The sequence below is a fragment of the Bacteroidota bacterium genome (assembly GCA_016713765.1).
Taxonomy (GTDB): domain Bacteria; phylum Bacteroidota; class Bacteroidia; order AKYH767-A; family 2013-40CM-41-45; genus Pollutiaquabacter; species Pollutiaquabacter aromativorans.
This window is the reverse complement of record JADJON010000001.1, coordinates 657,716-679,157: the sequence shown is the minus strand read 5'-3', so window position 1 is coordinate 679,157 and position 21,442 is coordinate 657,716. Positions and strand designations below refer to the sequence as shown.

Here is a 21,442-nt window from a genome sequence, read left to right as displayed (position 1 = left end):
TTAATCTGCAGGCGGCCATCCACGTTCCATGTAGATCGCCTCATCACTGCTGGTTCCTGGCTTGACGAGCAGGTTGTTCCCCTCGTCATCCACCCCGATGAGCAAGATACGCACTTTATCACTGCTCCTTTCCTCTTCAAAGCCCCACAAGAACCGCATGCCCACGCAACCTTCCTGATTCAACAAGGCTTCCAGTTCCGTCTTTCCGAAAAAGAAACAGCTTCGCTGATTGGCGGCGGATCCCGCCGAGAGAAAGTGCGAAAGAAAGGTGCCGGCATTGGTCTCCAGGTTGTTGCCTGCCTGGAAAGTAGTCATGGGTTCGATCGGCTCCGGTTCCTGTGCCAGGAAGTCGGAAATAGCCGAAAGTGTCGTATCGGTTTCCGTATAGATGAATTGCGAGGTGCTGACTGGATAATAGTCCGTCTTCTGCAATTCGCAGGGGATCTCCTTGCTGTCCTCGACTTTCATGCCCTGGTAGGCGAGGTAGGATTCATTCTTGAACGTTCCGTTGTAATACGCGGTGGTGAAGACGATCCCGTTGTACGACGCGTCCGCATTCATTGCAGACAACAACGACTCCTTGTCGAGGTATCCGCCGAGGCCGTTTAAGGTGGCGTCTTCCGAATACTTCCGGATGAACGCCTGTGTCAGACGCAGCAGGGTCCGGTAACAGATCCGGTGATTGGAACCGGGATAGGTGTTACAGGTTTCATAACCGGGCGCGGAGTTCGCGGCGGCGCCTGCGTACGATTTCATCAGGGCTTGCGGACTGGAACCGCTTTCGGTGGAGTTGGAAGATGTGTTGCCGCTGCAGGAATACAGGAAGGCAAGCAGAACAGAGAGGCGCAGGATACTGTTTTTCATGGTTGGTTGTGGATTGGTGATACACGAGCAAGTTTATCGGAAGAGCTGCCGGTCCCGGACTACCCATCACTTCGTCAACCGGCAGCTTGGCGCTTCCGAAATTGTTGAGGTCGTGCGAAAAATAAACTGATCCTGCGCGTTAGCGCCGAAAAGGTCCCATGAAAGCCGAAAAGGCTCCTCCATGGATAAAGCTAGTGGAAACGTATGAAGTGACCGCTTCGACTGAGCAAGCGGTTCGATTTTGGCAATCAATGGCCGTACCGGACGATTGAATGGCGGAATTCAAAGGCGCATAAAGGCGTCATAAAACTCTTCGCGACGACGTCTCGAAATTTCCAGCTCCTTACCGTCACGCATTCTCACCAGACCGTCGTTTTTGAGGATGTCTTTCACGAAGCGCATGTTGATGATGTGCGACCGGTGAATGCGGAAGAATTGCGCATGATCGACCAGCAGGTCCTCGAACTCTTTCATCGTCCGGCAGATGAGAATCGGCTTTCCTTCCAGCGCATAGACCGTCGTGTAGTTGCCGTCAGATTCGCAGCGGAGGATCTCATCGACCCGCAAGCAATGGAACCCGAAGTTGGTCGGTAACGCCAGGGTTCGCTGCCCTTTGTCGAGTTGCTGCAGATTGTTCAGCAGGATATCCAGCCGCCGCAGATCCGATTTTTCTTTCTCGCGAAAGCGCTGCTCGAACCGGAAGATCGCGTCCCGCAATACATCCTCGCCGACCGGCTTCAAGAGGTAATCGACCGCGGCTTCCCGCAAGGCCCGGATGGCGAAATCGGCATGCGAGGTGGTGAAGATCACTTCGAAGGAACGCTCCTGCAATTTCTCCAACAGGTCGAAACCGGTATCCGGTGGCAACATCACATCAAGCAAGAGCAGGTCCGGTTGCTGCTCCGCCAATACGCGCAAGGCTTCCGGAACGCTGCTGCAGCTCGCAACAAGTTCGTACGACGGAAATCGTCCCAACATCCCGGTCAACGATTCGAGCTGCGCCGGCTCGTCGTCGACGATCATGGTCTTGTAGCGGTTATTCATCATGTCAGGATCGCATGTAACAGATTGTTTAGTCCTCCTCGATCAACGGGATACGCACGAATACCCGTTTCCCGGCATACGTTCCTTCGGCATCGCGGATGTCTTCGAGCTGAATCACCGACTGTGCCGCGCGGGAACGATTCAGCAGTTCCAAACGCTGCCGGGTAATGGATGTACCCATGGATTTACGCTTTTCCGAATTCATCGGCTGTGCCCCGGGATCGACATTGTCCGGAGCCGCTGCTCCATTGTCTTTTAGCTCGATCTCCAGCATGTCGGCTCGCTTACCGAACCGCAGCCATATCGCGCCTTTCGAAGCACGATGGTGCAATCCGTGCCAGATGGAGTTCTCTACAAAGGGTTGCAACAACAAGGGCGGAACGTACACGGCTTCAGGATCCAATCCGTCAGTAATATCGAAATGATAATCGAAGCCGTTTCTGACGCGCAATTGTTCCAATTGCATATACAATTCAAGGGCTTTTAACTCTTCCGCCAGGGGTATCTCTTTGTGCTCGGAGTTTTCCAGCACCAGCCGGATGAGTCCGGAGAATTTCAGGAGATACTTCCCGGCATGCTCGTGATCGTGCTTTTGGATAAAGAGGTGGATGCTCTGCAGGCTGTTGAAGATGAAGTGCGGATTGACCTGCGCGCGCAGCGCTTTCATCTCCATCTCGGCCGTTTGTTCCCGCAGTTCTGCTTCACGTTGCCGCACCTGCTGCTCACGGCGAATCCGGTAAATGACGAATACCATGAACAGAAAAATCACGACTACCGGGACCAACAATAAGAAGACAAGGGTCACCGTGTCGGCAGGCGTCGATAAAAGCAGAAGCGGGTTAGAAACAGACACAACGAAATCCTCAAACACTCGGGCCGGACAGCGGTACCGCCCAACCCCATCACGTTCCGGATGAGGGCTGTTCCCGTCCCTCTTCGAAATTACAACGGCTTCCCGATTCCGGCAATACAGGCAAGCCGTTCGTTCGCTCTCCCCGACCGTTCGTCAGCCCGGCAGCACCGGTCCATAGACCGCCGCAAATATTGATTGTGAGCCCCGTATCATTGGCTCCGGTATACTTCGGATGGTTCGCAGACTCCCAAGGTTGCCTGATCAGTTTACCCCTTTTGCAGCACGAACTCCAACTTTCCACTCTTTAAGCATGATAACGGGGAGGCGCTCCAACCTCCCCGTCATCTTTTCAGACCGGTTCATTCCGATCAATACTCCGGAAGAATCGGTTTGGGGAAGATCTGATCGATACGATCCATCCGCTCCTGCGTCAGTCGGGGTACAACGTCCAGCGCGCCCAGGTTCTCCTGTAATTGGCTCAGCCGGGACGCGCCCAGGATCACCGTGCTGACATGCGGATTCTTCAGGCACCAGGCGATGGATAACAACGGCAGGGTGGTTTCGCATTCCTCCGCGAGCGACTTCAAGGCTTTCACTTTCGTCATGACCTCTTCGCGCAAGACTTGCTCGCGCAACCATTCGAGGCCTTTCATCTTAAGACGGGTGTCTTCATCGGAGGCGCCGAGGTATTTTCCGGACAAGACCCCGGAGGCAAGCGGCGACCAGATGGTCGTACCGATACCATGGTAACGGAAGAGGTGCAGATACTCCCGCTCCAGCTTGCCCCGCGTCAGCAAATTATACTGCGGTTGCTCCATCACCGGCGCGATCAGGTGGTGTCGCTCGGCCACCAGCATCGCCTCCATGATCTCGGACGCGTCCCATTCCGAAGTTCCCCAATACAGGATCTTCCCTTGCAGTACCAATTGGTGCATGGTCCAGACGGTTTCTTCGATGGGCGTCTGCTTGTCGGGACGATGACAGAAATAAAGGTCCAGGTAATCGACCTGCAGTCGCCGGAGCGCCGCTTCGCAGGCTTCGACGAGATGCTTGCGCGACAAACCCCGCTGGTTGGGCTTCGACTTCGCTCCTTCCGTTCCGAAATAGGCTTTCGAAGAAACAAGGTACGAGCTCCGATCCCAGCCGGAACGCGCCAGGATGTTTCCCATCACGATTTCCGATTGTCCGCGCGCGTAGATCTCCGCATTGTCGAAGAAGTTCACGCCCGCGTCGTAGGCCGCGTGCATCAACTGTTCCGCTACTTCGTCGCCGATCTGTTTTCCGAAGGTGAGCCAGGAACCCAGCGACAACGCGCTGACTTGTAAACCTGACCGTCCAAGCTTTCTGTATTCCATATATCAATATTATCTATCTTGGTTGAAATAAACCATTTCGCATGAAAAGATATTGCTCACTCCTGTTGGCGATGATCGCGCTGGTGGTCCAGGCGAACGCGCAATCACTTTCTCCCAGCGTCATCGCGTCCGGCGGCGGATTCTCCGCAAACGGAACGGCGATGCTGTCGTTCACGACCGGTGAACTGACGATGGTGGAAACCTTCTCGGCCGGCTCGTCGATCCTGACTCAGGGATTCCAGCAACCGGAAGATTTCAGCACCGGCATCTCGGTCGTCACCGCACAAGGTCCCGGCATGTCGGCGTTCCCGAACCCGGCGACCGATGCCATCAACCTGCTGTCGGACTTCACCGAAGCCGGACGCTTGCGGCTGTTGCTGACCGACGCCCTTGGGCGTATCGTCCTGCAGGGCGACGAGCTCGAAATTCCCGGTGGAACATCCCGCATTAGCCAGGACGTTTCGCGCGTTGCTTCGGGTGTCTATTTCGTTCATGCCGTCTTTCAAACGCATTCCGGCAAAGCAACCGCTTCCATTCAAAAGATAACCATCCAACATTAATCGCCAACCCAATGTTCAGGAACCTCGTACTTTCTGCCATCTTTCTATGCTTAGCCGGCGCTTCGATCGCGCAGGCTCCGCAAGCGCTCAACTATCAGGCAGTCGCCCGTGACGGCACCGGCAACCTGCTGGTCAACCAAAACGCCAGCGTACGCTACTCCGTACACGACGGCAGCGCCGGCGGTACGGTCGTTTATTCGGAAACACATTCGGTCACGACCAACCAGTTCGGCTTGTTCACCGCCAGCGTTGGAAACGGAACACCGGTGAGCGGCACCTTCGCCTCCATCGACTGGTCCACCGGTTCCAAGTTTTTGCAAGTCGAACTCGATCTCGGTTCGGGCTACACCGACATGGGCACCTCGCAATTGCTGAGCGTACCCTATGCACTCTTTGCCGCCAGCGGCAACACCGGTCCGCAGGGTCCGGCTGGCCCGCAAGGTCCTGCCGGCGCAACGGGACCACAAGGACCGACCGGCCCGCAAGGTGCAACAGGAGCTACCGGACCACAAGGTCCCATTGGCGCTACAGGTCCGCAAGGTCCTGCCGGCGCGACCGGCCCGCAGGGACCTGCAGGCTCGGCGAACATTTCCGGCACTACGAACAGGGTCATTAAGTTCACCGGCGCCACGACCGGCGGCAACTCGCAGATTACCGATAACGGCACGATCGTGACCGTCGGCACGAGCACCTTCACCGCTACGGAAAAACTGCACGTAGAGAACACCATGGGACCTGCCGTGTACGGCTACATTCCTTCGGGCACCAGCTCGAACGGCGCGGTGCAAGGCGAGTACATGGGCACCGGTAACGGCTCTGCCCTGCTCGGATTCGCCGTCGACGGAAACAGCAACGGCGCCTATGGCGAGTACACCGGTTCGGGTGACGGATATGGTGTGGTTGGATTCAATACCGGTACCGGCACCGGCTCGGGTGGATTCTTCTCCAGCGTGGCAAACGTCGGCCTTGCAGCACAGTCCGACGAGAGCTACGCGCTCTATGTCATGCAGGGCGCCGGTTCCGGCTTCGGGACCGCCGACCTTCCGGCGGCCTTTTTCAATGCCGATACTTCCAACGCACTGGTAGCATTCACCAACGACGGAACAGGAGTCGTAGGTTTTAACCTGGGTACCAGCGGCGGGGTCGGCGTGCTGGGAGAATCCGACAATGGCGGGATCAACTCCTACGGCGTCATCGGCTACACCGGCGCCGATGATGGCACCGGCGTGTTCGGACTGGCCGACAACACCACCGGCGAACCCTGGGCGGTCTGGGGCAGCAACGGCGGATCGTCCAACGCACTGGCCGGACAATTCGACGGCGACGTGAACATCAACGGTACCATGTCGGCCGTTACCAAAGCCTTCCGCATCGATCACCCGCTCGATCCGGAGCACAAGGTGCTGTACCACTCCTGCATCGAAAGCCCGGACATGATGACGGTGTACAACGGAAACGTCACCACCGACGCCGACGGCTTCGCGCGCGTCAGTCTGCCGTCCTACTTCGGCGCGCTGAACACCGAGCTGAAGTACCAGCTCACCTGCATCGGCACCTTCGCCCAGGCGATCATCGCCGAAGAGGTGCGCGACAACCAGTTCGTCATCCAAACCGATAAGCCCAACGTGAAAGTAAGCTGGCAGGTGACGGGCGTGCGCAACGATCCCGCCGCGCGCGCGCACCGCATCGTACCCGAACAGGAAAAACGCGGACTCGAAGTCGGCAAGTACATCTGTCCGGAAGCCTACGGCAAAGGCCACGACCAACTCGCCACCAAGCCGCTGCCCAACGCCAAAGCCCAAGGCGCCACCGCCATTCCCGCGCAAACACCCCTGCGCAAACCAGCCAGCCTCCAGCCGTTGCGCAATAAATAAACCCACCCACACCTAAAAGAAAGTCCCGGCGATTTCGTCGGGACTTCTTTTTAGGTGCGAGATGCGCGGGACGAGGGACGAGGGACGAGGGACGAGGGACGAGGGACGAGGGACGAGGGAAAATAACCAGTAGCCCCTTACTCTTCACTATTCACTGTTCACTGTTTACCAAAAAACTATTCGCTATTCGCTATTCGCTAAACTGTTCACTGTTCACTAATAAAAACTATATGCCACTGCTCTCTACCCATTACTTCCAGCATTCTGCGAACCTCACACTGCCAACTGAATACTGCCTACTGCCAACTGCTCACTGTCCTTTCCCGTACCTCACCGCCTGATACTCCACCCAACTCCCCTTCCTATAAAAATCATCCCCATAAAAATGCGCGATGTCACGCAGGAACCAGGGGGATACGTAGGACGGGATCGCGTCGAGGAGTTGGCCTTGTTCGTCGAGTACGCAGAGCATGGGGATCGCGAAGCCGTTCTTGCCCAGGACGGGGAGCAGGGAGTGGAACTGCTTACCGCCGGGGTAGGCCTTGCCCTGGTATAGCATCGTGTCCTTGCTCTCGGCGTTGAAGCCGACGAGGTTGAACTTGTCGAGCAGGTAGGTGCGCAGGCTGTCCCAGGAAAAGCTCGCGCGGCCCATCACCTTGCAGGAGTTGCACCATTCGGTGTTGATGAACACCAGTGATTTCTTCTTCCCGTCGTTCGGGTTGTTGAAGAACGAACGCGCGTCGATCCAGGGGAGGGTCCTGGAAGTCTGTTCTACCGTTGAATCGTAAAACGCCTTCTGGTACTGGTCGCGGAAATCGTCGATGGAGGCGTTGCGAAAGGCGTTCTCGAGGGTATAGACGAGGATCGGCTCGATCTTCTGGGCATCGAGGTAGCCCGGCGCGAGCATGTTCAGGCGGAAGGCGTTCTTCTCCGGTTCGAAGCCGTTGAGGAAAAGCGTGCTGGGATACATCAACTGGCCCTTGAGCAGTTCGACGGCCAGCTCATGCGGCGCCTTGGGTTCCGGACCGGAGGGCAGGTACTTTTTTCCGAGGAACTCGATCGTGTCCTTTCCCTCGGCGTTGAACTTGGCCGGGTAGAAGTTGGTGTTGATGTACTGCGCGATGCCCGGATTGGCGTAGGTGGTCTTCATCATGTGCTTGCACCAGCCGCACCAGTCGGTATAGAAATCCAGGATGATCGGTCGCGGCTGCTTGCTGTTCTTCTCGAGCGCCTCCTGGAGCGTCATCCATTTGACCAGGCTGCCCTCGGCATCCGGCGTTTGCGCCGTGGTGCGAAGGGAGAAGCCGACGAACAGGAAGAAAAGCAAGAGGCGGTGGACCATGCCCCAAAGTTAAGCATTGCCCAAAATTGCCTTACCTTGACAAGACCGTCGTGAAACGCCTCCTGCTCCTGTTGCACATACTATTGCTTCCGGCCCTCCGGTTGAGCGCGCAGGCCAACGGCCCGGAAGCGGATACCGTCCTGTTCATCTTCGAGCAAAATCCCGGCGACGAAAAATGGATCCTCAAAAAGGCGAAGGACGACCGCTATTTACAAGTACACTACTACCGGCACGACACCCTTCGTTGGCAGTACCTGGCCCTGGCCGATACAACAAGCTGGAACGCCTTCACCTTCCGCGGCTACCGCCGCAACGGCGGCATCGAAAACGAAGGCCTCACCGAACACTCCCTCGAATTCACCCGCCACGACACCCTCTACCGCTTTACCGAATGGACCTCCGCCCGGGAAGAAGGGCGTACCTTGGAACTACTCCTGCGCATTGGGGATAACGAATCCACTTTTTATGGAAAAACGGATGAAAAGCTGGGTACGCTGATGATTTTGGAGGAGTTTTCGGACTTGTTGCCGAACCGGTATTGGCCGGAGTGATGCTGAACGATTGGGCAGATCTAAACCAAGCTAATAGTTCGGTTACCATTAAACCGGCTTCATCCTTGCTGATTAAATTTGACTATTAAAACTTGTTTTTAGGCTTCGAAAATTAGCCCAATCCGACATATAAGGGGCGGCTTAGAATATCAATAACACGCATTTCGCCAATCTGAGTGATTGTTTGTATTTTTGGGTAAGTTCAGAGATTTGAGAGAAATAGAACGAAGTAAAGCTTCGTCTATTTGGGCGTTATAGATAAGGCGGGCAGACATCATTACAAGACAATTTATCGGTAGACAAAAAATCTCGGTTCCCAAAAAAGTGGACTGATTTCCGATACTCAGTCGACCACTCGACCCCAACACAAGAAATTAAATTTTTTACCCCACCGCACTTTGCGGCAAAGCCGTTTTGGCTATCCCACAATGCAGCACATATGCATGCCCGCACAATCCAACCCACAATCATAGGCCTGCAAATGAGCTGCAATCTCCCACCCACGACATAACATTAATGCTAACTATAGTATGTTGATTCATTTGCATACTATAAATAGCTTTATGCCATTCATTTAAAAATGGCAAAGAAAAAAATCCTAATAGCATTTGGTGACAAAGTGAGAGAGCTTCGAAAAGAAAAAGGCCTTTCTCAAGAGGAGCTTTCTTTTAAAGCAGACCTTCATAGAACATACATTGGAATGATCGAGAGGGCTGAAAAAAATATAACCTTAACCAATATCGAAAAAATTGCCAAAGCGTTGGACGTCCATCCTTCAAAACTTTTAATCAATAAATAAACATGGCATCACGTATTCCTTCACTTCCAAAACTTTTAGACAGAAAAATATATAAAACTGGGCAGACCAGAGGCGCTGATGATGATGTTATTTTTCAAAATCGAGTAGGTAGAAATAGTACAGTACTAATTCCTTATTCTCAATTTGAAGTTTGGAAAGCAGCGCCTGATAACAAGGGCGTTTATGAAAATGGATTTATAGTTCTAATTAAACCAGAAGACTACTTTAATAATAAAAACATTACTAAAGAACTTGCACAAAAAGGCTTAAAACTTGGCAGGAACACTTTGATTTTTTATGAAACACGTGAGCAGTGGAATAATCACAATCCAGACAAAGCGAAGCTTAAATATGCTGTTTCTAGAACTTCTCCTTTAAAAGGCGCCTATGTTGCAAGAGTTCCTTCTACAACTTCAGAAAACGATCAGAAAATTCTGAGAGGATTTACCACAAGTGGATTAAAAGGGGCTGGCATTAGAGCATATGAGTATGCAAGTACAGATATTAATTCGCAATGCCGTATTCAATTGGAATATATCTATTGGCGATGTATTGATTCTAATGAAGTTTCCGAACAGCAAGGAATGACAAAAGAAAATATTGAAATTAGAAAAAAGGCCATCAATGAAAAAGCCAAAGAACAAAAACTTGATGACGAAAAAATTCTAAAAGATGTTAGAATTTTAAATGAACATGGTCATACTATTTGCCCTCTTTGTCTTAAGCCATTATCGGCAAATGGTTTTTTCAATAGACTAGAACAAGCTGAAGGCAGGGACGTTCCTGATTTGACAGTAACTCAGTTAAACTTATTCCACATTCAAGAATTAAGAATGGGTGAATTTAATCATCGACCTTACAATTTGGGCTGGGGACATCATCATTGTAACACAGTAACTAAAGATTCAGGAATAATAGAAACGCTGAAATGGATGGACGAAATAATTCAAACTAACAAGAAAATGGGATATAAATTTTAACCTTAGTCAAAAAGAGAATTCACAGATTCTTGCTTTCTTTTTGTAAGTTTCATTATATCATGCTTTTTAGTAGTCACATTTAATACATCTACAGAATGGTTTCCAATTCTATCTACTATTGCATCGACCCATTCAGGTTCAATTTCAAAAGAAATTGTTTTTCTATTCAAATTTAATGCTGCAATTGCAGTGCTTCCAGAGCCAGCAAAGCAATCTAGAACAATGTCATTTTCAAATGTTGTACTTAAAATACAATGCTCAAGCATGTCAAGCGGTTTTTCGGCAGGATGTTTCCCTTTATACGGACGAACAGAATTGAAATTCCAAACATCTGTAAATTCAACGGAGGAATTTACTTCAAATGGTCTTATTACATCTTCATAAATCGGCATTTGATTAACTATACCAGTTGATTGTATTGCTTCACAAATTTTCTCGTACTGCTCTTTACTAGGAATATTTCTTCCCGTTTCCCAATTGGAAACAGCCCCACCATGATTAACTTTACCATACGCTCCTGTCATTTCAGTCAATTGATGCCCTGACAAACCCGCCTCGGCTCTTTTCATTCTCAAAAATTGCCCAAACCATGATCTTTTTAAGTTCCCCTCGACAGCAGGTTCAGCAAAGATTATTCTTTCGGAATGAGGATACCATTGACGCAAAGATTCTTTCTTCATCTTACCTTTCCATCCATCAAAACCAGGGTCATTAGGCTTAGTCCAAACTACATGAGACAGGATGTTAAATCTCTTTGCCATTTGAACTTCAAGCCTTGCTGACATTGCAGTGGAACAGAAAACAAAAATGCTTCCGTTAGGACGCAATATCCTTTTCCACTCGACAAAAAACTTCTCCATCCATTCAATGAATGCATCATCATTATCAAAAGCTGTGTCATTTGTAATATTGTCTTTCTTTGTTGAATGATATGGAGGATCTGTTAGAATTAAAGAGACGCTTTGATCTGGAATTAATTTCAATAAATCCAAAGAATCACCCTTCCCAACTAATGCATTTTCGGTCCGAAAAGCAGAAGCTTTACCAATTGATTTAGCTATCTGCTTAAACTGCTCAGCCCTGCATTGAGTATATGGTAAATTCATTGTTTCTTTCGCTAATTATAGTATGCAAAAATAAAATCTTTTTTCAATCTTCGCAAGACTTTTTGAAAAAGTTTTATTAACAATTTGTCGAGCTCACAATGGCAAGCACATTCACAGCTTTAGATTAAGGAATTATAGTATTTGGCTTCAAATAAGCTTGCCATTTTTCTCACCCGCCTTTATATGCATAGCGTGATAAAAAATCCTCCCCATCTGTAAAATTTAAACTGCGACCGCTCAACCCACCGTAGATAGTACTGACACTAAATTGAGTGGACAAAACAAAACCGCCCTACCTATAACAGCGCACTGGCGAAATAGAGGGGAAGTGGGGTATATAAACATTATTTCATTAAATTTACATTGTGCGTACTCGAAAGTTTGGTGTTTCAAAACCGCTACTGCGCCAGTGCGCAAACCGTCAGACTGTGCAAAAACCTTCCCGCCCTGTTTAAAGAAATTCAATCCAATTAAGGGGATTGCTGATTATCTTCAGAGGATAATCGGCTTCCCATGAAATACCTCACCGGATTTGATCGCAGGCAGGCCACGTTATTCCCGACGTGTATCGATGATTTGATCCCGGAAGATGCCGAGGTCAGGGTAATTGATCTGTTTGTGGATGCGCTCCCGCTTAAGGATTTGGGTTTTTTGGAAAAAGCGCCGGTGGAAGAAGGCCGGCCGATGTATCACCCGGCGGATCTGTTCAAATTGTATGTCTACGGATACCTGAACAGGATCCGAACCTCCCGGCTCCTGGCGCGTGAGTGCCAGCGGAACATTGAGCTGCTGTGGCTATTGAAAGGCCTGCAGCCCTGTTTTCGTACGATTGCCGGCTTTCGGTCAGACAACCCAAAACTGTTCCGCAATGCGTTTACCCACTTCGTCCGGCAGATCAACCGAAAGGGCCTGACCGGGAAAACGCTGGTGGCGCTCGATTCAAGCAAGTTCAGGGCGGTCAACTCCAAGAAGAAAAACTACAACCAGAAAAAGATCGACCGGCAACTGGAGTACATCGACAACAAGATCCAATCTTACATCGAGGAACTCAACGCAGGCGATCTGGATGAGGCCAGAGAAGCCACGATCGCTGAGAAACTGAAAAAGCAAAAGGCCCAACGTCGCAAGTACAAGCGCATTGAAAAGCAGCTTGCGGAAACGGGCCTGGACCAAATCTCCACCACCGATCCCGATGCCCGGACCATGATCCTGCACGGGTCGGTAATCGAAGTGGCCTACAATGTACAGACGGTGGCAGATGAGCGGAACAAGCTCATCCTTGAATACGAAGTCACCAACCAGAACGACCGGAAAGCCTTACTGCCGATGGCGCAGAAAACCAAGCGTATTTGCGATACGGATGCCGTGGCTGTACTGGCAGACAAGGGCTACCACAACGGCGAGCAGCTTACGGGTTGCGAGCAGGAAGACATCTACACCATCGTAGCCTATCAGGAAGTACCCCGCAGTCATCCCGTGCCGACACCGGAGTATTACGGCGAGCGCTTCCGGTACAACCCGAAGAAGGACCAGTACAAGTGTCCGCAGGGTCACATCTTGAAGACCACCGGCCATTGGTATAATAAGAAGTACGACGAGTCGGTAACCAAAGTCAAGCACTACAAGACCAAGGCCTGCGGCAGTTGCGCGGTCAAACACCTGTGCACCCGCAACCCCATGGGGCGCCTGATCGAACGGTCTCAACATGCCGGCGCGGTAGAGCGCAACAACCGCCGGGTGCGTGAAAACACATCGACCTATTCCTGCGCCAGCAAATCATCGAACACATCTTCGGCACCATCAAGCGACAATGGGGCTACGATCACATACTACTCAAAGGCCTCCGGAAAAATGAAGGCGAGTTCGGATTAATCTATCTCATTTATAATTTTCGGAGGGTTATAAACATTTTAGGCCTGCCGAAGTTGAAAAAGTGGCTCACCAGGCTGCTTTTTTCTATTTTTACGGATAGGGCGCTCCGTAATGCAAGGCAATACCAAAAATATTCGTGCTGGCAGCTTGTTCCTGTTATCGTCCGGGAAGGGTGGTGCTGAATTTTTGGGGAGTTGTTGCACGAACTGCCGTTAGCTGCAAGCATAAGACCGAGCCTAACTAAATCGACACTAACACAAAATGACAGTAGAAGATAAAAAGAAAATTGACAACGCTCGGCTAAAATACAAACCTGAAAGCGTGAAAACTTTGTTAGTTGCGGAAGCGCCGCCTGACAGCTTAGAACGATTCTTTTACTACGAAAACGTTAGAGAAAGAGATTATCTTTTCCTAGGTGTAACAGAAGCATTATATCCTAACATGAAAGATGAGTTTATTGCAAGTGGAAGAACTCCCGAAAAGAAGGCTGTTATACTTAACAATTTCAAGAATGACGGTTACTATTTGATAGATTTATCCGACACACCCATAAGTTTACTGAACAGCGTTGCCGTTGAAACCTTTGTTCCGAGTTTAATTGAAAAAGTCAAGAAAATAGCAGACAATAATACGAATATAATTTTAATCAAAGCAAATGTTTATGATTCTGCGTATGACGAACTATTAAAACTTGGCTATAGAGTAGTTAATATAAGGATACCATTTCCAAGTAGCGGACAACAGACAAACTTTCAAAGGACTTTTAAGCAAGCACTAACATTGACAAAAAAAAGTAAAAACACGGGCCAAATAAATCAACAATGAAAAAAATAACCCCGCTCGGCAGAATCTTCCCACTACAGATGAAAGGCGGAATGTTTAGCGCCACACGAAGCGCTGAGTAATGCAGGCACCGTTCCGGCGCGCATCCGCCTTATGCACCGGCGCTGCAAATCAGTGTTTGTTTTTTGAGAGGCCGTTGCGTGTGGGCGGAATGCGCGCTGTTGCATTAGTGCATTTTGCAGCTTTGCGAAGGCGCTAACATTCCGCCCATCATTTGTAGTGGTGCTTATGTATGGAATGCACCCAACTGCTGCAGGGCATTTTGCTCCAGGGCGAAGGCGCTAACATTCGTCTATCATCTATAGTGGTCTTTATGTTTGGAATGCGCACGGCTGTTGCGGTACCACGCACCGGCGCCGCAAATCAACCTTTGCTTTTACGTAGCGGTTGTGTGTGTCTTAATTGGATAAATTCGCAGCTTAGTGAAGCAGCGGACCACTCCCGTCTCCGTCCGGTCTGACATCCCGGCAATAGCATCATCCGCGCGATCCGCACGAATTCGACCCTTTCCCATGAACCGCTACCGTACGAGTATCCCAAACGCGAGGAGATCCGGCATCCGTTTCCTGATCCTGTGCGCTTGGTTGCTGATCTCCCTTAGTACAATGGCCCAGGTGAGCCTGGAGACGCCGAATGTTGAAAGCGTGCTCTACCTGGGGAAGAACAAGAAACAACCCCTGATCGTCGGGCTGGGAGGTTCCGAAGGAGGAAACGCCTGGACCAGCGATCGCTGGAAAGAAACACGGGATGCTTTCCTGGCCAGGGGATACGCCTTTCTGGCCCTGGGATACTTCGGCGCCAAGGGGACGCCCAGCCTGCTCAACAAGATCGCCATCGAGGACGTCTATCGCGCGATCAAAGAGGCGACGAGGAACAAACAGATCGACGGCAGGAAGATCGCCATCATCGGCGGGTCGAGGGGCGCCGATCTCGCGTTGCTGTTGGGCAGTTACTACGAGGACATAGATTGCGTCGTCAGCATCGTCGGGAGCAACGCCGTATTCCCCGGCCACACCCGGCATTTCTCCACCTCCTGTTGGACCTACCAGGGCAAGGAGTTGCCGTTCGTGCCGGTCAACGAAGCGGCCATGCCCCATTTACTGATGCGCAACCTGAAGGGAGCCTTTGAAGCCATGCTCACGGACACCGCTTCCGTCGAAAAAGCAGCCATCCAAGTGGAAAACATCAAGGGGCCCGTGCTCTTCCTGTCTGCCACCGAAGATGAGATCTGCCCGTCCACCGCCATGGCCGAACAGATGAGCAACCGCCTACGCGCGAACAACTTCAACCATCCCTTCGAACATCGGTCTTTCCCCGGCGGTCATACGGAACCCCTGAAGCACTTCGAGCTGGTAGTTGATTTTTTGGATAAATACTTCCTTAAACGAAAGTAACGCTTCAACTTGCTGTAAGTGGACGAGTGCGCTGGTTAGTAGAGCACTGCCGCAGCAGTACTATTTGCTGCATAGCGAAATCTTCCCAATACAGATGATTGGAATGTTATGCGCCATAAATGACACTGAGAAAAACAACTTCGGTTCCGGCGCGCATTCCGCCCTATGCACCGGCGCTGCGAAGCGGTGTTTGTTTTTTGAGCGGCCGTTGCGTGTGGGCGGAATGCGCGCTGTTGATGTAGTGCGATTTACAACAGGGCGAAGGCGCTAACATTCCGCCCATCATCTGTAGTGGTACTTAGGTTTGGAATGCACACTACTGCTGCAGTGCAATTAGCCGCAGGACGAAAGCGCTAACATTCTGCCTATCACCGTTGGCCTGCCGCTCCGAATCACTGCATAACCAACGGCAGCCGCATCCGCTCCCCCTTCTGCACGATCACCACCTGGTATGAACCAGCCGGGAGTCCGGTCAAATCGAAACTGCGCTCCTCCGCTTCCAGCACATTCGAGTAAACCACCCGCCCCTGCAGATCACAAACAGAAAGCTGCGCTCCGGGTAGCGCGGTGGAAAGGTTGATCGTTCCGCTGGTCGGGTTCGGGAAGAGGGTGATGGCGCGGCCGTTGAGGGTGGTGGAGAGTCCGCTGACGAGTACTTCGTAACAGGAGGAGGTGTCCACACAGGTGCCGTCGTCGAGAACTACGGCGTAGAAGCCGTCGGCAAGGGCGATGAACGATTGCGCGATCTCGCCCGGAAGCGCGGTGTAACCGTTCTGGCAATCCACCCAGGTGTAGGCAACGCCCGCCTGGTTGGCGGTCAGCATCGGACCACTTTGCTGCAGACTGGTGTCGATCGCCCAGCTCAGCGTAAGTGCTACCGTGGAATCACAACCGGAGGTGCCGGCGAAGGTCTCGGTGTAAACACCGGGCTCGTCGAGGGTCTGCGTGCCGAAGGTATAGGTAGCACCCCGGCACAGGGTAGCCGACAACGGGATGCGCGTGTCGGCGCCTTCCACCCAGTTGGAGAGCGCGCCGTTGAGGGCGAAGTTGTACAGCGTTCCGTTGATGTTCCCCATGCCGTCGATCAGCGTGGTCAGGCCGGCGTTGTTACCGCCGGCGACGCCCTGGTCGAACTGGTAGTACAGTTGCAGCCCGATCGCGGTCACATCCACCGAGCTCCGGTAGATGCAACGCACTTCCGCCGGCGTGAGCGCGCGGTTCCAGAGACTGACTTCGTCGATGCTGCCCTGCATCCAGTAACTGTAGGTGCCGAACAACAGGTTGCCGATGTACAGAGCCTCGGCGACATTGGTGATGGTTCCGGTTGCGCCCGTATTGCCCACCAGCGATCCGTTGTGGTAGAGCAGGAACTCCGCCCCGTTGTACACCAGCACGAAATGCTGCCAGGTATTCAGCAACAAACCGTTGTAGAGGATGTCCACGTTGACGCCCGCGGAATTCCGGAAGCGCGCCTCCACCTGACTGTCGGTCAACTGGACGATGTAGAAATCGGCATCGACATTGTTGCGGATCCCCGCGAAGCCGTCGTAGTCCGGAAAGGCCGGCGCCGCGTTGGTCGGGTACACCCAGAAGCTGAGCGAAAGCTGACTGGATCCCGCGATGCGTGCGCTGGCATTCGGGACGAGCACCTCGTCGTCCGTATTGTCGAAGTTGAGGGCGTTGGAGGTCTGCGCGAAGAGACTGCCGGAGCAGCAACAGATACCGATCAGGAACATCCAACAGGAGAAGGACAGGCGTCGCATGGGGAGGGGTTTTGTATCGGGTAAATTTAATTTTTTTCGAATAACGCACCCGTCCTCCACGTTGGTAATTACCGGGAAAAGTCCTGTGTTAATTCTTCAAAGTCCCGCTTCATCACCGCCCTTTTCTGATAATTTTACTTCGAATGAAACGCTTCTTCACCGGTTTCCTCCTGGTCTTCGCCCTGACCACCCTTTTCTCCTGTGAGAAAACGGAGTTGGAGACCATCGACGACAACCAGGCTCCGCCCGACCAGACGGTCGAGACGGTCACCCTGGAGAACTACGTGACCCGCGCCTACATCCTCGCCCTCGGGCGCGAACCCGACAGCGCCGAGTTCATCCAACAGGTGAACGCGCTCAAGGCCGCGAACGCCGATTCGGCCAGCCGCCGGGCAATGGTGGACGCGATCTTCTCGGACCCGGACTACCTCCCGCGCCTATACGACCAGAACCGCATTGACCTGCTCAACAATGTCGATACCGCCGAGTACACGGGCTGGATCAACCTGTTCAGCCTGTACCTGCAGGACAGCACGTATCTCTTTCAATGGCCGGTGCTGCAATACGAACTCGACCGGATGATCCTGCTGCGCGACGCGTTCGGGGAACTGACCACCGGCGCGATCGACGTCCGCGAGCTGCACCGACGCATGTGCAACAACTACCTGTACGACCAGATCAACATGGGCTCGGCGAACTTCGTCATCTCCACCTTCCAGCACCTGATCGACCGCAACCCGACGGCTTCCGAACAACAATCGGGCGTCTCGATGGTCGACGGCAACAATGCCGTGCTCTTCCTGCAGGCCGGCGCCTCGAAGAACGACTACCTCACGATCGTCACCTCCGCGCGTAACTACTACGAAGCCCAGGTGGTGCTCCTCTACCGCAAGTACCTGCAACGCGATCCCGGCACCGTCGAAATGACTACCGGCACCGACCGCTTCCTCTCCACCGGCGACTACACCGCCGTACAACGCGACCTCCTCACCACCGACGAATTCATCGGCATCGAATGAACCTGAAACGCTTTCTTCCACTCTTCCTCCTGCCGCTGGCATTATTCGCCTGCAAGAAGGAAACCGACTACCAGTACGAGGTCGATCCGGTCAGCGTCAGCGCGGCCGGCGGCGACAAGACGAACCAGAAGACGACCGTCGAGTTCATCTCCATCGCCTACGCCGACCTCTTCGGCACCAACATCCCGCAGACGAAGCTGGTGAACCTGAACACGGCTTACACTTCGTTCGGCGACAAGAAGGTTGTTGAAGACCTGATCATCCGGAATTTCCTCAGCGATACCGCGGCCGTTATTCCGGCCGCGCTGTCGGTGAGCGGCGACACGTTATTGTTCGTCACCAATACCTACAAGAAATTCTACAACCGCGAACCCAATCCGTTCGAGCAATATTTCTGGCGCGAGCTGATCCGCCGCGACGCGAACCTCTTGCCCCGCACGATCTACTACGCGCTGATGACCTCCGACGAATACCGCTTCTACTGAGCCGAGCATGAAACGACGCGACTTCCTCCGAAAATCCGCGCTGGCCACCGCCGGCGCCTTCGCCGCGCCTTACCTCCTGCCGGGAGGACGGCTCTTCGCGGCCTCTGGCCTGCGCAGGGTGAACCACGTGGTCTTCTGCCTCTACGCCGGCGGCGTGCGCAACCTCGAGTCGGTGCACATGAACGACGGCAACCTGATGCCCAACCTGCTGAACGGCAACCTGCCGGTCAGTCCGGATATCGCCGGCGCGATGGAACCCCTACCCACCGCGCCGTTGCCGATGCCCCTGCAGAACTACGGTACGCTCTTCAAGGAGTTTCGCTACAATTCGGGGCCGACCGGACACTACAACGGCCATACGGTTGCCGTCACCGGCAGCTACGTGGACGTGGACCTCAACCTGCGCGAACATCCGCGCAAGCCCACCATCTTCGAATACTACCGCAAGCACAACAGTCCGCAGCAGACCGCGATGAACTGCTGGTGGGTCGCCAACCAGCTCGGCCCCTATCCGGCGCTGAACTATTCCAGCTCACCGGATTACGGTCCCGCCTACGGCGCCAATTTCATTGCGCCTACTTCACTGATCAGTCCGCAGGGCTTCGACGTGCTGGGCAATCCGCGTAACTTCTCGAGCAACGAGGAAGCGACCATCCGCAACATGAAGGATTTCGTCAACGGCGTCTTCAACCATTCGTACACCGATGGTTCCGCCGGCGTCGTGAATCCGGAAGCCGACGCGAACACGCTCCGGCAGTTCATCGGCGACCTCTACACGAAAGCGCAGACTCCTTCCTGGATCAACTCCTGGAACGCCGGCAGCGCGATGAACAACGACATGTACAACATCCTCTTCGCCGAGGAGATCATCCGCACCTTCCGTCCGGAGCTGCTGGTGGTGAACATGCAGGACGTCGACATCTGCCACTTCAACTACACCTCTTACGCGAACAACCTCCGCAAAGCCGACTTCGCCGTGGCGCACCTCTGGAAGACCATCCAGGAAACGCCCGGCATGGCCGACGATACCGTACTCATCATCGCGCCGGAGCACGGCCGCAACTATTACCCGAACACCTCCGTCGATGCCTACGGTCGTCGCGCAACCGACCATACCGCCCCGACCGATCCGAACTTCAACGGCGACCCGCTGATGCAGATGGCCCGCGAGATCTTCTGTCTGGTCGTCGGTCCGCCTTCGGTGGTGCGGCAGGGACAGGTCATCAATTCGCTCATGGGCGAAAGCACGGAGATCGTTCCCACGATCGCGAGCCTGCTCGGCTTCGAAGACGCGATGCCCGGCGGCTTTGGTGTTAAACCCTATACTGCCTGTGAACTGCAGGCCGCGTTCGTATGAGACACTACCTACTCTTTTGCCTGCTCGCCTGCCTGGGCTTCGCGGTCTCCTCGTGCAAGAAAGACGCGCCGCCGGAGAATCCCTACGACGCGATCGACTACTCCACGAACGAGACGAGCGATCCGGAGCCCGATCCGAATTCCATCGCCGGACTGCACAAGAACATCTTCTCCGTCCGTTGCGCGAATCCGGGTTGCCACGACGGCACCTTCGAGCCCGACTTCCGTACGGTCGAATCTTCCTACGCCACACTCGTCTATCAACCGGTGAACAAGTTCACGCTGGATTCCGTGAAGTTCTATTCGCACCGAGTCCTTCCCAACAACACCGCCGATTCCTGGCTCGTCGAACGACTCGTCACCCCGACGACCGAGTATATGCCGTCGAACAGCGTGCGCCTCAGCACGGCGGATATCGATCACGTGAAGAACTGGATCAACGCCGGTTGTCCCGATATGGACGGCAACCTCCCGCAGCGTCCGAACCTGCAGCCGAACATCACCGGCTACATTGCCGTGGACGGCAGTTTCAACCGGCTCGACACGGCGCGCCTCGACGGCAATCCTGCCAATCCGTTCCTTGTGGACGCCGGTACCAGCATGAGTGTTTACTTCGTAGCCCTCGACACCGCCGACGGTTCGGCCGCTACCGATCCGGCCAACTACACTGTGAAGAAGTTGCTGCTCTCGACCGATAAGAACGATTTCAGTGCTGCGATCAGCGCGAACGCGACCCTGTACATCGGTTCCGCACAGGCCTGGATGGTGCCGGTCAACGTCTCCGCATGGCCGTCGGGTACGACAGTCTATTTCCGTATCGCAGTAAACGACGGTCAACACACCACCGACGCGGTATTCCCGCGCAACGAATCGCTCGATTATTACAAGACCTATTTCGCCTTCCATGTCCGCTAAGCAGCTTCTTCCCTTTTTGCTCATCGCCCTGCTGACGGCCTGTAAGAAGGACGAGAACGAGTTCAGCGAAGTGCCCGAGATCGAATTCGTCAGCATCACGCCGAGTGTCGTCGATCAATTCACCGACCCCGTCACCATTACGCTGCGGTACAAAGACGGCGACGGCGACCTTGGCGAGAACAACGCCGACGCAAGGAACTGTTTCATCACCGACAACCGCATCGGCATCGAGTACGAGTACCGCATTCGTCAACTGGCACCCGACGGCGCCTCCATTCCGATCCAGGGAACGCTGGACGTACAACTCGGCGGACAAGGCATCACCGACACGGCAGCGGCTACGCAGTCGACCAGCTTCACCGTCGTGGTGCGCGACCGGGCCGGACATCAAAGCAATGCCGTGACAACCGGTTCGATCACCATCGTGCGATGATCGCCTTTACAACACCTTCCGTAGGCTTGCTATC

General features: G+C 53.3%; 20 protein-coding genes. 13 read left to right on the top strand and 7 right to left on the bottom strand.

Annotation, left to right across the window (positions count from 1 at the left end):
• From IPJ96_02675 to IPJ96_02660, 4 genes are all read right to left on the bottom strand, one after another.
• Complete coding sequence (locus tag IPJ96_02675; protein MBK7909251.1) at positions 1-864, bottom strand: hypothetical protein; 864 nt, start codon at positions 862-864, stop codon at positions 1-3.
• Between the two features lie 282 nt (positions 865-1,146).
• Positions 1,147-1,911, bottom strand: a complete 765-nt coding sequence (locus IPJ96_02670) for a response regulator transcription factor (GenBank protein ID MBK7909250.1) — start codon at positions 1,909-1,911, stop codon at positions 1,147-1,149.
• A 25-nt stretch (positions 1,912-1,936) separates the two neighbouring features.
• Positions 1,937-2,761, bottom strand: a complete 825-nt coding sequence (locus tag IPJ96_02665) for a histidine kinase (GenBank protein ID MBK7909249.1) — start codon at positions 2,759-2,761, stop codon at positions 1,937-1,939.
• Between the two features lie 368 nt (positions 2,762-3,129).
• Complete coding sequence (locus tag IPJ96_02660; GenBank protein ID MBK7909248.1) at positions 3,130-4,116, bottom strand: aldo/keto reductase; 987 nt, start codon at positions 4,114-4,116, stop codon at positions 3,130-3,132.
• A 41-nt stretch (positions 4,117-4,157) separates the two neighbouring features.
• Here IPJ96_02660 and IPJ96_02655 point away from each other — a divergent pair, with 41 nt between their 5' ends.
• Complete coding sequence (locus tag IPJ96_02655; protein MBK7909247.1) at positions 4,158-4,676, top strand: T9SS type A sorting domain-containing protein; 519 nt, start codon at positions 4,158-4,160, stop codon at positions 4,674-4,676.
• Between the two features lie 353 nt (positions 4,677-5,029).
• Positions 5,030-6,550, top strand: a complete 1,521-nt coding sequence (locus tag IPJ96_02650) for a collagen-like protein (GenBank protein MBK7909246.1) — start codon at positions 5,030-5,032, stop codon at positions 6,548-6,550.
• Positions 6,551-6,860: 310 nt separating this feature from the next.
• Here the strand turns inward: IPJ96_02650 and IPJ96_02645 are convergent, their stop codons facing one another.
• Entirely contained in the window at positions 6,861-7,892 is a 1,032-nt protein-coding gene (locus IPJ96_02645; GenBank protein ID MBK7909245.1) for a thioredoxin family protein, read from the bottom strand.
• Positions 7,893-7,942: 50 nt separating this feature from the next.
• Here IPJ96_02645 and IPJ96_02640 point away from each other — a divergent pair, with 50 nt between their 5' ends.
• The 3 genes from IPJ96_02640 to IPJ96_02630 all read left to right on the top strand — a co-directional run bounded on the left by IPJ96_02640 (position 7,943) and on the right by IPJ96_02630 (position 10,222).
• Positions 7,943-8,443 (top strand): hypothetical protein, encoded by a 501-nt coding sequence (locus IPJ96_02640; GenBank protein ID MBK7909244.1) that lies wholly within the window; start codon positions 7,943-7,945, stop codon positions 8,441-8,443.
• A gap of 580 nt (positions 8,444-9,023) precedes the next feature.
• The gene (locus tag IPJ96_02635) at positions 9,024-9,242 is read left to right on the top strand and encodes a helix-turn-helix transcriptional regulator (protein ID MBK7909243.1); all 219 of its coding nucleotides are present in this window, start codon (positions 9,024-9,026) and stop codon (positions 9,240-9,242) included.
• Positions 9,243-9,244: 2 nt separating this feature from the next.
• Positions 9,245-10,222, top strand: a complete 978-nt coding sequence (locus IPJ96_02630; GenBank protein MBK7909242.1) for a BstXI family restriction endonuclease — start codon at positions 9,245-9,247, stop codon at positions 10,220-10,222.
• A 2-nt stretch (positions 10,223-10,224) separates the two neighbouring features.
• Here IPJ96_02630 and IPJ96_02625 read toward each other — a convergent pair whose 3' ends face one another.
• Complete coding sequence (locus IPJ96_02625; protein MBK7909241.1) at positions 10,225-11,328, bottom strand: site-specific DNA-methyltransferase; 1,104 nt, start codon at positions 11,326-11,328, stop codon at positions 10,225-10,227.
• A 513-nt stretch (positions 11,329-11,841) separates the two neighbouring features.
• Here IPJ96_02625 and IPJ96_02620 point away from each other — a divergent pair.
• The 3 genes from IPJ96_02620 (at position 11,842) to IPJ96_02610 (ending at position 15,437) form a co-directional block, all read left to right on the top strand.
• Entirely contained in the window at positions 11,842-13,200 is a 1,359-nt protein-coding gene (locus tag IPJ96_02620) for an IS1182 family transposase (protein MBK7909240.1), read from the top strand.
• 261 nt (positions 13,201-13,461) lie between these two features.
• Positions 13,462-14,025 carry a hypothetical protein gene (locus IPJ96_02615; protein ID MBK7909239.1) on the top strand — a complete coding sequence of 188 codons (564 nt, stop codon included), beginning with the start codon at positions 13,462-13,464 and terminating at the stop codon, positions 14,023-14,025.
• Between the two features lie 530 nt (positions 14,026-14,555).
• Complete coding sequence (locus tag IPJ96_02610) at positions 14,556-15,437, top strand: dienelactone hydrolase family protein (GenBank protein MBK7909238.1); 882 nt, start codon at positions 14,556-14,558, stop codon at positions 15,435-15,437.
• A 392-nt stretch (positions 15,438-15,829) separates the two neighbouring features.
• On the opposite strand, the gene IPJ96_02605 is transcribed toward IPJ96_02610, so the two are convergent.
• Complete coding sequence (locus IPJ96_02605) at positions 15,830-17,200, bottom strand: T9SS type A sorting domain-containing protein (protein MBK7909237.1); 1,371 nt, start codon at positions 17,198-17,200, stop codon at positions 15,830-15,832.
• Positions 17,201-17,343: 143 nt separating this feature from the next.
• Here IPJ96_02605 and IPJ96_02600 point away from each other — a divergent pair, with 143 nt between their 5' ends.
• Genes IPJ96_02600 through IPJ96_02580 form a run of 5 tightly spaced genes read left to right on the top strand, consistent with a single transcriptional unit; the run spans position 17,344 to position 21,408 of the window.
• Positions 17,344-18,219 carry a hypothetical protein gene (locus IPJ96_02600; GenBank protein ID MBK7909236.1) on the top strand — a complete coding sequence of 292 codons (876 nt, stop codon included), beginning with the start codon at positions 17,344-17,346 and terminating at the stop codon, positions 18,217-18,219.
• A complete protein-coding gene (locus tag IPJ96_02595; GenBank protein ID MBK7909235.1) occupies positions 18,216-18,704 on the top strand; it encodes a hypothetical protein in 489 nt (162 codons plus the stop codon). Before IPJ96_02600 ends, IPJ96_02595 begins: the two co-directional genes overlap by 4 nt.
• 7 nt (positions 18,705-18,711) lie before the next feature.
• Complete coding sequence (locus IPJ96_02590; protein MBK7909234.1) at positions 18,712-20,061, top strand: hypothetical protein; 1,350 nt, start codon at positions 18,712-18,714, stop codon at positions 20,059-20,061.
• Positions 20,058-20,975 (top strand): hypothetical protein, encoded by a 918-nt coding sequence (locus IPJ96_02585; protein ID MBK7909233.1) that lies wholly within the window; start codon positions 20,058-20,060, stop codon positions 20,973-20,975. The genes IPJ96_02590 and IPJ96_02585 overlap by 4 nt, the downstream gene beginning before the upstream one ends.
• Positions 20,965-21,408: a hypothetical protein gene (locus IPJ96_02580; protein ID MBK7909232.1), complete on the top strand. Its 444-nt coding sequence runs from the start codon at positions 20,965-20,967 to the stop codon at positions 21,406-21,408. Before IPJ96_02585 ends, IPJ96_02580 begins: the two co-directional genes overlap by 11 nt.
• The last annotated feature ends 34 nt before the right edge of the window (positions 21,409-21,442 follow it).